At 60.7% G+C, this 14,926-nt stretch carries 13 protein-coding genes and 1 pseudogene; 4 read left to right on the top strand and 10 right to left on the bottom strand.

The features are described from left to right. Window positions 1-54: 54 nt before the first annotated feature. From ACZ9BX_RS31660 to ACZ9BX_RS31645, 4 genes are all read right to left on the bottom strand, one after another. Window positions 55-1,665 carry an ABC transporter substrate-binding protein gene (locus ACZ9BX_RS31660; protein ID WP_476222193.1) on the bottom strand — a complete coding sequence of 537 codons (1,611 nt, stop codon included), beginning with the start codon at window positions 1,663-1,665 and terminating at the stop codon, window positions 55-57. Between the two features lie 75 nt (window positions 1,666-1,740). Further along, window positions 1,741-2,454: an HAD-IA family hydrolase gene (locus tag ACZ9BX_RS31655; RefSeq protein ID WP_476222192.1), complete on the bottom strand. Its 714-nt coding sequence runs from the start codon at window positions 2,452-2,454 to the stop codon at window positions 1,741-1,743. A gap of 261 nt (window positions 2,455-2,715) precedes the next feature. Further along, on the bottom strand, window positions 2,716-4,092 hold the full coding sequence (locus ACZ9BX_RS31650) for an aminotransferase class III-fold pyridoxal phosphate-dependent enzyme (RefSeq protein WP_476222191.1): 1,377 nt from the start codon (window positions 4,090-4,092) through the stop codon (window positions 2,716-2,718). A gap of 13 nt (window positions 4,093-4,105) precedes the next feature. Beyond that, on the bottom strand, window positions 4,106-4,945 hold the full coding sequence (locus ACZ9BX_RS31645) for a GNAT family N-acetyltransferase (RefSeq protein ID WP_476222190.1): 840 nt from the start codon (window positions 4,943-4,945) through the stop codon (window positions 4,106-4,108). A gap of 309 nt (window positions 4,946-5,254) precedes the next feature. On the opposite strand from ACZ9BX_RS31645, the gene ACZ9BX_RS31640 reads away from it, so the two are divergent. The 4 genes and pseudogenes from ACZ9BX_RS31640 (at window position 5,255) to ACZ9BX_RS31625 (ending at window position 8,092) form a co-directional block, all read left to right on the top strand. Beyond that, a complete protein-coding gene (locus ACZ9BX_RS31640) occupies window positions 5,255-5,923 on the top strand; it encodes a haloacid dehalogenase type II (RefSeq protein ID WP_087004004.1) in 669 nt (222 codons plus the stop codon). A 13-nt stretch (window positions 5,924-5,936) separates the two neighbouring features. Then, a complete protein-coding gene (locus ACZ9BX_RS31635) occupies window positions 5,937-7,211 on the top strand; it encodes an NAD(P)/FAD-dependent oxidoreductase (protein WP_476223101.1) in 1,275 nt (424 codons plus the stop codon). Between the two features lie 229 nt (window positions 7,212-7,440). Beyond that, window positions 7,441-7,695, top strand: a complete 255-nt coding sequence (locus ACZ9BX_RS31630) for a type II toxin-antitoxin system Phd/YefM family antitoxin (protein WP_132568477.1) — start codon at window positions 7,441-7,443, stop codon at window positions 7,693-7,695. Next, a pseudogene (locus tag ACZ9BX_RS31625) lies at window positions 7,695-8,092 on the top strand (PIN domain-containing protein). The gene ACZ9BX_RS31630 and the pseudogene ACZ9BX_RS31625 overlap by 1 nt, the downstream one beginning before the upstream one ends. Window positions 8,093-8,150: 58 nt before the next feature. Here the strand turns inward: ACZ9BX_RS31625 and ACZ9BX_RS31620 are convergent. The 6 genes from ACZ9BX_RS31620 to argE form a co-directional block, all read right to left on the bottom strand. Continuing rightward, entirely contained in the window at window positions 8,151-9,608 is a 1,458-nt protein-coding gene (locus ACZ9BX_RS31620; protein ID WP_476222188.1) for an NAD-dependent succinate-semialdehyde dehydrogenase, read from the bottom strand. A gap of 16 nt (window positions 9,609-9,624) precedes the next feature. Continuing rightward, entirely contained in the window at window positions 9,625-10,668 is a 1,044-nt protein-coding gene (locus ACZ9BX_RS31615; protein WP_476222187.1) for a tartrate dehydrogenase, read from the bottom strand. A 9-nt stretch (window positions 10,669-10,677) separates the two neighbouring features. After that, the gene (locus ACZ9BX_RS31610) at window positions 10,678-12,141 is read right to left on the bottom strand and encodes an aldehyde dehydrogenase family protein (protein ID WP_476222186.1); all 1,464 of its coding nucleotides are present in this window, start codon (window positions 12,139-12,141) and stop codon (window positions 10,678-10,680) included. A 166-nt stretch (window positions 12,142-12,307) separates the two neighbouring features. Next, entirely contained in the window at window positions 12,308-12,661 is a 354-nt protein-coding gene (locus tag ACZ9BX_RS31605) for a cupin domain-containing protein (protein WP_476222185.1), read from the bottom strand. Window positions 12,662-12,684: 23 nt separating this feature from the next. Beyond that, entirely contained in the window at window positions 12,685-13,608 is a 924-nt protein-coding gene (locus ACZ9BX_RS31600) for a 2-hydroxyacid dehydrogenase (protein ID WP_476222184.1), read from the bottom strand. Window positions 13,609-13,666: 58 nt separating this feature from the next. Continuing rightward, window positions 13,667-14,791 carry an acetylornithine deacetylase gene (gene argE, locus ACZ9BX_RS31595; RefSeq protein WP_476223100.1) on the bottom strand — a complete coding sequence of 375 codons (1,125 nt, stop codon included), beginning with the start codon at window positions 14,789-14,791 and terminating at the stop codon, window positions 13,667-13,669. Between the last annotated feature and the right edge of the window lie 135 nt (window positions 14,792-14,926).

Genomic DNA, 14,926 nt, shown 5'->3' with positions numbered 1-14,926 from the left:
TAGCGCAATCTGAAAGCGGAGCGGGGGCGGTTTTCGCCCCGGCCCTTTGCTTCATCAGGCTTCGAGCCAAACATATTCCGCGAAGGCATAACCCATCTGGCCGCCAAGCGGGTTGGCTTCCAAGCCCCTGAGCTTGGCCGTCGTGGCGTCGACATTGGAGATATAGGCCGGGATGATCGTGCCGGCTTCCTCGGCGACCATGATCTGCATGTCGTTGTAGATTTCCTTGCGTTTCGCCTGATCGAGGGAGCCGCGGGCTTCGATCAGCATCTTGTCGAACTTCGCGGACTTGTACTGGCTCTCGTTCCAGGGCGCTTCCGAGGTGTAAAGCAGCGAGAATAAGATATCCGGCGTAGGGCGCGGATTGATGTTGCCAAAGTGGATCGGCGCCTTCAGCCAGTAATTATCCCAGTAACCGTCCGAAGGAACGCGCTGGACGTCGAGCTTCATGCCGATCTCGGCGCCGGCGGCCTGGATGATCATCGCCATGTCGATCGAGGAGGAGGCTGCTTCGGAGGCGATCACGGGGATCGACTGACCAAGGATGCCGGCCTTCTCGAACAGGAATTTCGCCTTGTCCGGATCGAAGGTTTTCGGCTTGAGATCGGCATTGCGATAGGAGTTGGCGGGCGACACTGGCTGGTCGTTGCCGACCTCGCCGAGGCCGCGCAATGCCGACTTGACGATCTGCTCGCGGTTTACGAGATACTTCATTCCCTCGATGAAATCCCGCTTGTTGCCAGGCTCCATGTCCAGCCGCATGTTGAGGTTGGTGTAGTTGCCGGAGGTCGTCTTCGATAGCACGAAGCTGTCCCCCTGGGTCTCAACAAGGCGCATCGAGCGCGGATTGATCGCGGCAGCAAGGTGGATATCACCCGAAAGCAGCGCGTTGACGCGGGCATTGTCGTCGCTGATGGCGAAGTATTCGAAGGAATCGACATTCGGGCCGGATTTCCAGTAGTTCTTGTTCTTGATGCCGACCGAGCGCACGCCTGGCTCGAAGACTTCCTTGACGAAAGCGCCAGTGCCGTTGGCCTTGGAGAAGTCGGTGGTGCCATCTGCGACAATCATGAAGTGATGCATCGACAGGATGGTCGGCAGATCGGCGTTCGGATTTGCGAGCGTGATCTCTGCGGTTTGCTTGTCGATCGCTTTCACATCCGTGATCTGCGCCGCAATCTTCGCGACCTTCGAGCCGACGGCCGGATCGAGATGACGCTTCAGCGAGAAGACGACATCGTCTGCCGTGAGCGGCTTTCCATCATGGAACGTCACGCCGCTTCTAAGCTTGATGGTCCAGGTCTTCGCATCTTTGGACTCGATCGCTTCGGCAAGCTCCATCTGCGGCGTGCCGCTCTTATCGAGGAAGGTGAGGCGGTTGTAAAAAGAGCAGCAGCGCACATAGTCGGTCGAGAGCGACGCCTTGGCTGGGTCGAGCGTATCAGCGGTCGAGGACGACCAGCCGGCCGCCTTGAGCGTGCCGCCCGAAACCGGCGCGGCGGCTACTGCCTTCGACGCCCGTCCGAGAATGAGGCCGCCTGCCGCCGTGGCGACACCGCCAGCCAGCATCAGTTGAAGCAATTCGCGCCGGGTTGCGCCGCGGCGGATGGCGTTTTCCACCATCATGTCGTCTGCTTTGGTCCAGTTCGTGATCTTGTCGTTCATGGCATTCCCCTTTTGTTGAATTCTCTGTGGCGTCCGCCTTATTGCGGCGGATTCTGTCCGTCTGTGAGGTCGGTTTTAAATGTCGGCCTCCTCCATGGCATTGGCGAGGCCTACCATGGACGTGAAGTGATAATCAGGTTGGGTGAACTGCTCCGGCTCGATCGTGCCGCCGTAGCCCTTTTGTGAATGACGCCGCTCGATCCAGCAATTCGTCATGCCGAGACGGCGCGAGATGCCGATGTCGTGGTACTGGCTCTGCGCCACATGCAGGATATCCTCTTTTGTGTTGCCTTCCCTGGCCACGAAATCGAACACCTTTTCGAAAAAGGCAGGATCGGGCTTTTCCGTGCCCGTATCGTCGGCTGTGAAGGCCGCATAGAATGGATTGCCAAGTTCCTCTGCAAAGTGCTCGAACGCCCAGCGCCGGGCATTCGTCATGGCGATCAGCCGATACTTCTTGGAAAGTCGGACCAAGGCGTCTTTGCTGTCGGCGAAGCCCTTCCAATTCCTGGCGGAGTCTCGAAGCCGCTCGCCATATGCCTTTTCCGCGGGAAGACCAAGTTTCGGGGCGATCACCAGATAGACGCGCACGAGATCGTCCGGGAAGAGATCGGCATTCTCAAAATAGCGCGCCTTGCGGTAAAGCGTCAGCGCTTCCTCGCCGTCCACAGTCATGCCTGCTTCCGCTGCAATCCCGGCAAGACAGTCCTTGATGCCGCCTTCAAAGTCGATCAGCGTGCCGACGACATCGAAACTGAGGTATCTGAAATCCGCGAAGCTCTTTGCCAAAGTGCAATTCCTCTATCGTGCGCGCCGCGTGCTATCGCCTTAGGTCGCCTACAGAATTAAATGCTGCCGTGGATGCCGCGGGAATTTTCTGCAAAAGCCCGGTTTTTCGGGGTTCCCGCGTTTTTCTTGTCTTCAGTTTCGCAGCTATCATCCACGGGATTCGCCGAAAAGAACCTGATATGCGGCACAAAATTGCGAATATGACAGCTTCACGGTATTTCGGCGACCACGCAAAACCCTGCCGGGAGTTCATTCTCCCGTTCATGCCACCACGGCGCGCACGGCCGGATCGTCCAATGTCTCGTCAAGCGTCCGGCGCGTGCGTTCGACGATGGCGTCGATCTCCGTATCGCTGCAGCAGAGCGGCGGGGCATAGCCGAGCACGCCGTTTGCAAAGGCGCGGATCACAAGACCGTTGTTCCAGGCACGGTCAAAGATGCGGCGGGCCGGCTCGGCAGCGGCCGGAAGCGGCGTCTTGCGCTCCTTGTCGACGACCAGCTCGATCGCGGCCAACATGCTCCGCCCGCGGACATCGCCGACGAGCGGATGGTCCTTCAGGCTGTCAAGACCGGCCATCAGGCGTGCGCCGGCCCTGCGGCCGTTTTCCAGCAGGCCGCCCTCATAAAGCCGCAGCACCTCCAGGCCGACGGCCGCGCTAACGGGATGGGCCGAATAGGTGTAACCGTGCCCAACGGCAGAGGTGCCGGCACCATCGGCAATTGTCTGATAGACGTGCTCGGACATGAGGAGGGCACCCATCGGCACGTAGCCGGAGGTGAGGCCCTTTGCGACCGTCAGGAAGTCTGGCACGATCTCGTCCTCTAAACAGGCAAACAGCGGGCCGGTGCGGCCGAATCCGGTGATGACCTCGTCGGCGACGAAGAGGATATCGAGATCGCGGCAGACGTCGCGCATTGCCTTCATCCAGCCTCTGGGCGGCACAAGCACGCCGCCCGATCCCTGGATCGGTTCGGCATAGAATGCGGCAACGCGATCGGCGCCGCCCAGCTTTTCGATCTTTTGCTTCAATGCCGCAACAGAGGCAGCGATGATTGCCTCCGGATCAGCGCCGGCGGGGTTTCGATAGGCATAGTGAGACGGAATTTTGTGCTGCCAGTCGAAAGGCAATCCGAAGCCAGCATGAAAAGCGGGCAAGGCGGTCAGGCCGGCGCCGACCGTCGAGGAGCCGTGATAGCCCTGTTCGACAGAAATGAACTGGTCTTTTCCAGGCAGCCCGCGCGCGTTCCAATAGTAGCGGATGAAGCGGATTGTGCTGTCGATGGCATCCGAACCGCCGAGCGTGAAATAGACATGATTGAGGTCACCCGGCGCGCGATCGGCGAGTTCTGCGGCAAGCCGGATTGCCGGCTCGGAGCCAAGGCCGAAATAGGCGGTCGCGTAAGGGAGCTCACGCATCTGCCTTGCCGCCGCCTCGACAATGCTGTCATGGCCGTAGCCCGCATTGACGCACCAGAGGCCGGCAAAGCCGTCGATCAATTGCTTGCCGGTCGCATCGGTGACAGTTGCGCCGGAGGCGGACGCCAGGACCCGCACGCCCAGATTTTCGTGACTGCGATAAGACGCAACCGGATGAACGAGGTGGGCGCGGTCGAGTTCGATCAGGGAATTGCTAAACATGAATATCTCCAGGTCAGCCGAGGGCTTGGTTGGCGAGTGCGAAGGTTTTCAGCGCGGGACTTGCCGGAGGCTCGATGCCGGCGGTTCGCATGGTGATGCCGCCGCCGGCATGGCCAAAGCCGCGTTCGGCAAGCCAAGGCCCAATGGCGGTGTCGGCCGTCGTGTCAACGCGCAGGAAAGCGCCTGGACGGCTGGCAATGAAAAAGGAAATCAGGGCACAGGCATCGCTGGCATTTGCGGCGACGACAGGCCCGATCACTTCGCCGCGGCCGAAGGTGCGAAGCGCTGCGAAACCCCGAACCCGGCCAGCTTCGCGCACTACCGCGAATTGCCCAACCTTTGCGAGATATTCGAGGAGGCTGCGGCGTTCGGCGCCGAAGGCCGCGCGGTCGAGCGCTACAATGGCATCGAGATCATCGTGATCGGCAGGCGCCACGCCATCTGGCCGCTCGATTACAGGCACACTGCCCTGATACTGCAGGACCGAACCGGTTTCCCGGAAGCCGAGCTTCTCATAAAGCGGCAGGCCGTCGTTCGTCGCGACCAGACGAAGCGGCCTGTTCCCCGCAATCTTCAATGCGTAATCCATCAGCTTTCGGCCAAGACCGCGGCCGCGCATGGCTTGATCGACAATGACCATGTTGATCGCAGCACAATCGTCGCCATAGGGCGTCACAAGGACCGTCCCCACAACGCGGCCCTTATTCTCGATGGCCACGATGCCGCTGCTTAATTCAAGCATCATCCGCCAGTCCTCCAGGCGGTGGGGCCACCCAGCCTGGCGCGAAAGTGCGACCGCACCGTCGAGATGTTCAGAGCCAAAAGCCGTAAGATCGATCTGGGTTGTCGTCATGGAGGGATCCCTCGTCCGTTTCTTTTAGTATTAGACCCGGGCCGTCAGAAGATCGTCCCAAGGACAGGCCTTCGGCGGTATCTTCGGCCGTAGCCTCGCCAGTTCGCCGCATCTTATGCCGCGGGTATCGGCCATATCCGGGTTGCGAGCCTGTCTGGGGATTGTCGCCGCACAACTCTCTGCCAAAGTGCATGCCGGATACGAAACAATCTGCTTTGCCGGTTCCGATTTCAGTCGACCGGGCGGCCAGACCTCGGCTTATGATGTGAAGAGACGAAATCGCTTCAGGAAAACTTACAGGATCCTCTCATGGCTCACTTCCGCCCGAAATACATCACCTTCGACTGCTACGGGACGCTGACCAATTTTCAGATGGCCGAGGCTGCGCGCGATCTTTATGGCAGCCAACTCGATGATGCGCAGATGGCGCAATTCATCAAGAACTTCGCTGCCTACCGCCTCGATGAAGTTCTGGGGGACTGGAAGCCTTACAACGAGGTGGTTCACAATGCCATCGAGCGGACCTGCAAGAAGAACGGTGTGGCCTTCCGCGACGAAGACGCGAGGATAGTCTACGAACGCGTACCGTCATGGGGACCGCATCCGGACGTACCGGCGGGTCTTGCAAGGGTTGCGAAGGAAATCCCGCTGGTCATCCTCTCCAACGCGATGAATTCGCAAATCATGTCGAATGTCGAAAAGCTCGGCGCACCCTTCCATGCGGTCTATACCGCGCAGCAGGCAAATGCCTACAAGCCGCGTTTCAAGGCTTTCGAATATATGTTCGATATGCTGGGCTGCGGTCCAGAGGATGTGCTGCACTGCTCGTCCTCCTTCCGATACGATCTGATGTCTGCCCACGACCTTGGAATCAAGAACAAGGTCTGGGTCAATCGTGGCCATGAACCGGCGAACCCCTATTACGGCTATGTTGAAATTGCCGATATCTCGGGTTTGCCGGGCGTCGTCGGGCTTTGAGAAAGGCATGGCGATGAAGTTCCAATCCTACTGGCACGACACGGCCCCCACCTTCGAAGGCGCTGCGCAAGGTCCGGTCGAAGGACATTACGATGTCGCCATTGTCGGCGGCGGCTTCACCGGCCTTGCCGCAGCGCGTCATCTTGCAAAGGCTGGCGTTCGGGTCGTGGTGCTGGAGGCGGAACGCGTGGGCTGGGGCGCTTCGGGCCGCAACGGCGGTCATCTCAACAACGGCCTCGCCCACAGCTTCATTGCCGCCAAGGCCGAACTCGGCAAGGAGCGTGCCATCGCGCTCTATCGGGCGTTTGATGACTCGATCGATGCGATCGAGGCGATTATCGCGGAGGAGGGGATCGAATGCAATTTCCGCCGCGCCGGAAAGCTCAAACTCGCGTCCAAGCCGCAGCATTTCGATGCGATCGCCCGCAATTTCGAGGCCCTCCACGCCGAAGTGGACCCGGACACAGCACTTCTGACTGCGGCCGATCTGAAGGGTGAAGTCGGCTCGCTGTTCCACGGCGCCATGCTGTCGAAGAAGAGCGCGATGATGCATATGGGGCGCTATGTCGTGGGGCTTGCTGGTGCCGCTGCTCGCCATGGGGCGATCATTTTCGAAAAGGCAGCGCTGACCGCCCATCGGCAGGGCAACGGACGGCACAGCCTGACGACGGCTCGGGGGGCGATTACTTCCGATCATGTGCTCGTCGCCACAGGCGCCTATACGCCTTCGGTGTTCGGCTATTTCCGCCGCCGGATCGTTTCAGTCGGCAGCTTCATTGTTGCCACGCGCCCGCTAACCGATTCCGAAATTGCAGCAACGATGCCAGGAAACCGTACCTGCGTGACGTCGATGAATATCGGCAACTATTTCCGGCTGGCGCCTGACAACCGGCTGATCTTCGGTGGCCGCGCCCGGTTTTCCGCAACATCCGACCAGCGTTCGGATGCAAAGAGCGGAGAAATCCTTCGGGCGAGCCTGCTTCAGATTTTCCCGCAACTTTCCGGCGTCGAGATCGACTATTGCTGGGGCGGGCTCGTCGATATGACCAAGGATCGCTATCCGCGTGCCGGTTACGTCGACGGTGTCTGGTACGCCATGGGCTATTCCGGGCACGGCGCGCAATTGTCTACGCATCTCGGCATGATCATGGCCGATGCCATCCTGGGCAAGGCCGACCGCAACCCTCTCAAGGGGCTCGACTGGCCGGCTGTTCCCGGGCATTTCGGCAAGCCATGGTTCCTGCCGTTGGTGGGCTTGTACTACAAGACGCTCGACCGGTTTCAGTAAGGACCATCCATCGAATACTGAAAAGTCCGACCGTCACGGAAACAGTGGGTTTTGCTCATGCAAGGCCAGGACGTCCACCTGCGAACATGGGGCCGACCAAAATACTGGACCGCTCAGGTTCGTCGGGGCACGCCGCACGCGAAACGCTTGGGCTGCTGCGCCGCTATTGAAATTGATCCCGGCAGCGAGATACGCTGTATAGCTAGACAGTCTAGCTTGGATTAAAACCATGGAATGGCAGCTACAGGACGCTAAGAACCAATTCTCGAAAGTCGTTCAGAAAGCTCGGCTCGAGGGGCCGCAGGTGGTCACCGTACGTGGCCAACGCACGGCGGTCGTGCTGTCGGCCCGCGACTACGACGCTTTGCGCGCTGGCCGACCGACTCTGGTGGATGATCTGTTGTCGGGACCTGCTTGGCATAATGACTTCTCAGAGGCAGTGACTGAGCGCTCCAGGACACCAAGCCGAGACGTCGCCTTCTGATGTATCTCCTGGATACGAATGTCATCTCAGAAGCACGCCCCAAGCCGTATCATGGCTGCGGTCGGTCGATCCTCTGACGGTCCGTTTGAGCGTACTCACGCTGGGCGAAATCATGCGAGGCATACCCCTTAAACAGAAGAACGACCCGAAGTCGGCTGCCCATCTCGCAGAGTGGCTCCGCAAATTGCGTCACGACCATGCTGAGCGCATTCTACCCGTATCAGACCAGATTGCGGTCGAATGGGGTCGCATCGCCGCGATCCGTCCCCGTGGCGATATCGATGGTTTGATCGCCGCGACGGCGATCGTTCACGATCTCATCATTGTCACGCGGAATGTCGCGGACTTCGAAGACACCGATGCCATCGTCGTCAACCCATGGGATCTCGACGCATGAGTGGGGTGTGCTCATGCGTTCAAAACCATCGAGGATGCCGTCAAGCGCGATGGCCGGGTCAGCCAAGCCCGCCGATGTGGAAGCTCTTCATTTCCAAATATTCCTCGATGCCACATTGGGCGCCTTCGCGGCCGAGGCCGGATTGCTTGACGCCGCCGAAGGGAGCGACTTCCGTCGAGATGGCTCCGGTGTTCAGGCCGATCATGCCGAATTCAAGCGCCTCGCCGACGCGCCAGGAACGCTTCAGGCTTTCGGTATAGAAATAGGCGGCTAGCCCGAAGGGCGTGGCATTGGCGATCCGAATCGCCTCCTCTTCTTTATCGAAACGGAAGAGAGGAGCCACGGGACCGAAAGTCTCCTCGCTGGCAAGCTGCATATCCGTCGTCGCGGCGCCGAGGACGATCGGCGCCATATACTGGTCGCCGTCCGGCAGGGCGGGCGGGGTCGAGATGATCCGCGCTCCTTTTGCGAGGGCGTCTGCCACATGGCGATTGATCTTCTCGATCGCCGCTTTGTTGATCATCGGGCCGATATCGACGCCGGAATCCGTTCCGCGCCCCACTTTCATGGCGGAAACGCGGGCTGCCAGCTTTTCAGCGAAGGCGTCATATACGCCCGACTGCACCAGGATGCGGTTGGCGCAGACGCAGGTCTGGCCGCCGTTGCGGAATTTCGAGGCGATCGCGCCCTCGACGGCGAGGTCGAGATCGGCATCGTCGAAGACGATGAACGGCGCGTTGCCGCCGAGTTCGAGGCTCAGCCGTTTGATGCTGTCTGATGCGCCACGCATCAAAAGCGAGCCGACACGGGTAGAACCGGTAAAGGAGATCTTGCGAACGGTCTGGTTTGCCATCAACTCGTTGCCGATCTCGGTCGGCATGCCGGTGACGATGTTGATGACGCCTTTCGGGATGCCGGCGCGCTCCGCCAGAACGCCGAGCGCAAGCGCCGAGTAGGGCGTCAGATCGGATGGCTTGATGACGACCGTGCAGCCGGCGGCAAGCGCCGGCCCGACCTTGCGGGTGATCATCGCATTGGGAAAATTCCAAGGCGTGATGATCGCCGAAACACCGACCGGCTCCTTCAGGACAACGATCCGCCGATCGGCCGTCGGCGAGGGAATGGTGGTGCCGCCGATGCGGCGAGCTTCCTCGGAGAACCACTTGACGAACGAGGCACCGTAGCGGATTTCGCCCCGTGCTTCTGCAAGCGGCTTGCCCTGCTCGCTAGTGAGGATCAGCGCAAGATCTTCGAGGTTGTCGATCATCAGGTCGTGCCAGGCCTCCAGCAACCCTGCACGCTCGGCATGGGTCTTCTTGCGCCACGATGGAAAGGCATTCTCTGCCGCTTCGATCGCCGTGCGAGTATCGTTACCGTCCATGTCAGGTACAGTACCGAGTGCTTCCTGCGTTGCAGGATTGAAGACCTCGACCTCGCGCCCTGCCGCAGCGCCACGCCATTCACCGTTGATGAGCCCGTGTTCGCGAAACAGGCTGGTGTCCTTCAACTCGTTCATCTTATCCTCTTTTCCGTCAGTCCAGCGCCGAAAGCACGGCTTTGGTGATTGTGTCTGTCTTGTCCTTGCCGGGGATTGCGCCGATACCGCGCGCTGTCGTCGTCTCGATCGCAGCCATCACATTCCTGGCTGCTGCCGTTTCTCCCAGATGTTCGAACATCATCGCTCCGGACCATATGGCGGCGATCGGATTGGCAATGCCGAGATGCGCGATATCAGGCGCCGAGCCATGGACGGGTTCGAACATCGACGGCGCGGTGCGGTCCGGATTGACGTTGGCGGAGGCTGCAAAGCCGAGCCCGCCCTGGATGGCGGCGCCAAGATCGGTCAGGATATCGCCAAACAGATTGGAAGCGACCACGACGTCCAGGCTTTCCGGCGCCATGACCATGCGGGCGGCCATGGCGTCGATATGATAACTCGTCACCTCGACATCTGGAAACTCGCCGGCAAGCTTTCGGGTGATCTCGTCCCAGAACACCATGGAATGTTTCTGTGCGTTTGACTTCGTCACAGAAGCGAGCTTGCCGCGCCGCGCGCGTGCCTGCTCAAAGCCGAAGCGAAGGATGCGCTCCACCCCCTTGCGGGTGAAGATCGTGGTCTCGACGGCCACTTCGTTATCCGTGCCTTGATGCACGCGGCCGCCGGCGCCGGAGTATTCGCCCTCGGTGTTTTCGCGGATGCAGAGAATATCGAAGTGGTCCGATTTCAGCGGCCCCTGAACCCCGGGTAGCAGCCGATGCGGACGGATATTTGCATACTGCACAAAAGCTTTGCGGATGGGCAGAAGAAGTCCGTGCAGCGAGACGGAGTCCGGTACTTTTGCCGGCCAGCCGACAGCGCCGAGCAGGATGGCATCGAAGGATTTCAGCGTCTCGATGCCGTCGGCCGGCATCATGCTGCCGTGCTGGAGGTAATAGTCACAGGACCACGGATAGCTGGTACCCGACAAGACAAACCCAGCGGCGGTGGACGCCTTTTCCAGCACCGCCCAGGCTGCATCGGTGACATCTCGGCCAATGCCGTCTCCAGGCAGAAGGGCAATCTTATAGGTTTTCATGGTCGGTCCTCAGAGGCTGATGAGCACGCTCTTGCTCTTGCGGTTGGCGAGATAGGCTTCGCGTCCAAGATCCTTACCGATGCCGGACTGCTTGTAGCCGCCGGTCGGCAGGATGTGGTCGCGCGAGCGGCTGTAGCGATTGACCCAGACGGTGCCAGCCTGCAGGCGCCGTGTGAGACGGATGGCACGCGAAAGGTCACGGGTGAAAAGGCCAGCCGCCAGACCATAGGTCGGGTGGTCTGCGAGGGTCAGCGCTTCCTCCTCATCCTCGAAGGTCTGAATGGTCAGCACCGGCCCGAAGATCTCCTCCAGAACGGCCGGTGACGTTGCCGTCACGCCGGAGATCAACGTCGGGGCGTAAAAGTAGCCTTCGCAATCCAGGCGCTTCCCGCCAGCCAGGCACTCTGCACCACCGTCGACGGTGGCGCGGACGATGCTGTCCATGCGGCCGATCTGCCGCTCGGAAATGATCGGCGGGTAGTCTGTGGCCACATCCCAGGTGGGACCGGGGCGGATGGCGGCCAACCTAGCGATGATGGCGTCCACCAGCACGTCCGCCACCTTGGCCTCCACGATCAGCCGCGATCCGGCCACACAGGCCTGTCCGGCATTGCCAAGGAGGCTGGTCGCGATTGCACCCGCTGCCAGATCGAGATCGGCATCAGCAAAAACGAGCTGCGGGCTCTTGCCGCCGAGTTCGAGCGTCATCGGCTTTACGCCGGTTCTAGCAATATTGGTCATGATGGCGGAGCCGGCAGCCGTCGAGCCGGTAAAGCTCACCTTGGCAATACCCGGATGGCCGGTGATCGCATTGCCGGTGGTCAAGCCATCGCCGAGGACTATGCTGATGAGGCCCGCAGGCAGACCGGCGCGCACGGCAAGCTCGGCGAGATAAAGTGTTGAGAACGGCGTGATTTCGGAGGGCTTCAAGACAACCGCATTGCCGGCAGCAAGTGCCGGGCCAAGCTTCCAGCCGGCCATCGACAGCGGGAAATTCCAGGGTGTGATCGCACCGACGACGCCATAAGGCTCGGTCATGATCATGCCGAGGCTGTCGTCAGCGGTAGGGACGAGCTCGCTGCCTTCCTTGTCAGCGAATTCGGCGAAGAAGCGGATCTGTTCGGCAGTCACTGCAATATCGCCGGCAATCAAGTGCCCAACGGGGCGAGTGGAACCAACAGCTTCCATCTTCGCGAGAGGCACGGCCTCCTGCTCGATGAGATCGGCCCACCGCTGCATCGCTTTGGTCCGTTCGCGTGGACGCAGCGACGCCCAGTCGCTCTCCTTCAAGGCTTTTTGCGCCGTGTCGACCGCTTGGTCGACGATATCCGCAGAGGCAACCGGACAATCCCAATATGCCTTCGCATCCGAGGGGCGGTGCGTCGGCAGCTCGCCTCTCGCCTCGATCAGCCTGCCGCCGATGAAGTGTCCTTTCGGCAGAGAAAGTGAATCTGGATCGAAGCTGAGGGTCATGAAATGTCCTTGCTGAGCGTTTGTGCAAGGTTAGCGGTCAGGCTCCGGCAGCATGCATCGACTGTGATGGACAGGACGGAGGAAAATCCCGTTTATCAGCGGTTGCCGGTTGAATCTTCGGTGGATGATTACGCCCGGCCCACGCCGGGCGGCATCGGCATCGGCATCACGTCACGGTCACGTAGATCTTGCGGACAGTTTCAATGGTCTTCCACACGCCGATAAAGCCTGGCTTCATGACAAAGCAGTCGCCGGCCTTGTAGACGGCAGGCTCGCCCCCATCCGGTGTGATCTCCACGACGCCGGCAAGGATATGGCAGAATTCGAAGGTTTCGCCCTTGATCGAGCGGGTCTCGCCCGGTGTCGCTTCCCAGATCCCGGTATGGATCATCTCTCCGCGCGCCACATCCTGCGCCCAGGTCTTGAAGGCGGGATCCCCCGCAATGAGGCGTTCTGGCAGCGGCTTCGATTCCCGCGGGGCGGTCGAGAGATTGGTGTCGATAGTCTTGAGCAGGGACATGGAGAACCTTTCGTCGTTGAGTGTCAGTAGCCGCGTGTGCGATCGACCAAACCGATCGGATCGAGACCGGCGCGGTCGCGCTTGATGTTGTCGATCACGGCGCGCGCTGCCGTTTCCGCTTGGGTGACGCTCGCGACATGGGGGGTCAGGATGATCTTCGGATGCGACCAGAAGGCATGTCCGGGCGGTAGCGGTTCGGGATCGGTGACATCGATGACGGCACCAGAGAGTTGGCCGCTGTCCAGCGCTTCGATCAACGCTTGATGATCGAGCTGCGGGCCGCGGCCCGTGTGGACGAGGCTTGCGCCCGCAGGCAGTGCGTTGAACAGATCCGCATTCAGGAAGCCGTGCGTTTCCGCCGTCAGCGGCAGCAGGCAGATCAGGATATCGGCCTTTTCCAGAAAGGGCTTCAGTCCTTGCTGCCCGCTGTAACAGCTCACCCCGTCGATCTCGCGCGGGCTGCGGCTCCAGCCGGAGAACGTAAAGCCGAAAGGCTTGAGCTGCTCCAGCACGGCGCTGCCGAGCATGCCGAGACCGAGAACGCCGACATTCCGGTCAGATGTCCGCTTCTGCGGAATACTGTGCCATATCTGCTTCTTTTGCTGGCCGAGATAGATAGGCAGATTGCGATGAAGTGCGAGCACTGCAAGCGTCACATATTCCTGCATCATGCGGATGATGCCGTCCTCGACCATCCGCACCAGCTTGACCTTTTCCGGCAGGCTGCCGAGCTTGAATTGGTCGACGCCCGCGCCGATCGAAAAGACGACCTCCAGATTGCGATACCGAAGAAGGTCGGAAGGCGCCATCCAAGTCACCAGATAGCGCACCTCCTGCGGATCGACCGCGGCCGGATCCATGGAAAAGGCAAGGTCAGGAAGTTCTCGGGCGAAAGCCTCACGGAAGATGCGGCCGCGCTCGGCGTCGGAGTTGAAGAGCAGGGTCATCGGCATTTTCCCGTCGTTTCGGTATCCACGGTCATCGTTCGCATGCGTTGCTGCCTCACTAAGCGCAAAGCCTGTTGCCCAGCGCCTCGATCATGGATTGGCAGGCCATCAATTCGTCGGTGAGAATGAACTCGTCCGGCCGGTGCGCACGTGCAATGTCGCCGGGGCCGCAGATGATGGCGTCGATACCGGCAGCCTGATAAAGGCCGGCCTCCGTCCCGTAGCTCACAGCGGCGAGCGGCTCCTCGCCTGTCAGTTCCGCAAGTAGGCACGCGAGCGGCGCATCGGCAGAAAGCGACAAGGCGGGATAGGCGCTCGTGAGTTCCCAATTGACCTCAAAACCTTTGGCTCGCAGGCTCTCGGCCCTCGCCTTGAGGGGAGCCAGCAATTCGGTCGGGGAAACACCGGAAACCGCCCGGGCTTCGAACTCGGCGATGCACAGGTCCGGAATGATGTTGACCGCCTGGCCGCCCTTGATCGTGCCCGCCTGAAGAGAGGAATAGGCGGGTTCGAAAGCCGTATCGAAAGGACCCTGAGACGCGCGTTCGGCGCGTACGACCGCTTCCGCCAGCACTTCCGCCATCGCGTGGACGGCATTCAATCCTTGATCGGGACGCGAGGAATGGCCCGAACGGCCGTGAATTTCGACGCGTGCCGCAGCCTTTCCCTTGTGCGCGCGGACGGCGCGCATCTTGCTTGGCTCGCCGATGATTGCGCCTTCTGGCCTGGCGCAGAGTTCCGCGAGACGCGCGATCATGTGGGGTGCGCCCCGGCAGCCTGCCTCCTCGTCATAGGAAAAGGCAAGATGGATGGGGCGAGCAAGCGGCTTCGCCGCAAGCGCGGGCAGGGCGGCGAGCGCGGCTGCCAGAAAGCCCTTCATGTCGGAGGTGCCGCGTCCGTAGAGGCGATTTCCCTCCGCGCGAAGAGTGAAAGGGTCTGACGACCAGGCAGGTTCGTTGGCCGGCACCACATCCATGTGGCCTGAGAGTATGTAGCCAGGAACGTCTGCCGGGCCGATAGTTGCAAAGAGGTTCGAACGGTTTCCTTCCGGCCCTGGCAGCACTGTGACCGTGGCATTGCGGTCTTCAATGTAGGCACGGATCCACCCGACGATCGCATCATTGGCCTGTCCGGCGACGGAGGGAAAGGCGATCAGGCGCTCGAGGATCTCAACGGCGTGCATCATAGGATTCTCGCAAACATGGCCGGCGCCCCGTCGGGATGCATGGAAGGCCTGGTTGCGAAGCTTAAAGCCGCCGTACCGGATTGCGTGCCGAAATCGGCTCGGTTTCAGTGAATTGTTGCGGGCGGTGAGGCT

This window comes from Rhizobium sp. USDA 3886 (genome assembly GCF_056279785.1).
This window is presented reverse-complemented; position numbering and strand designations above follow the sequence as displayed.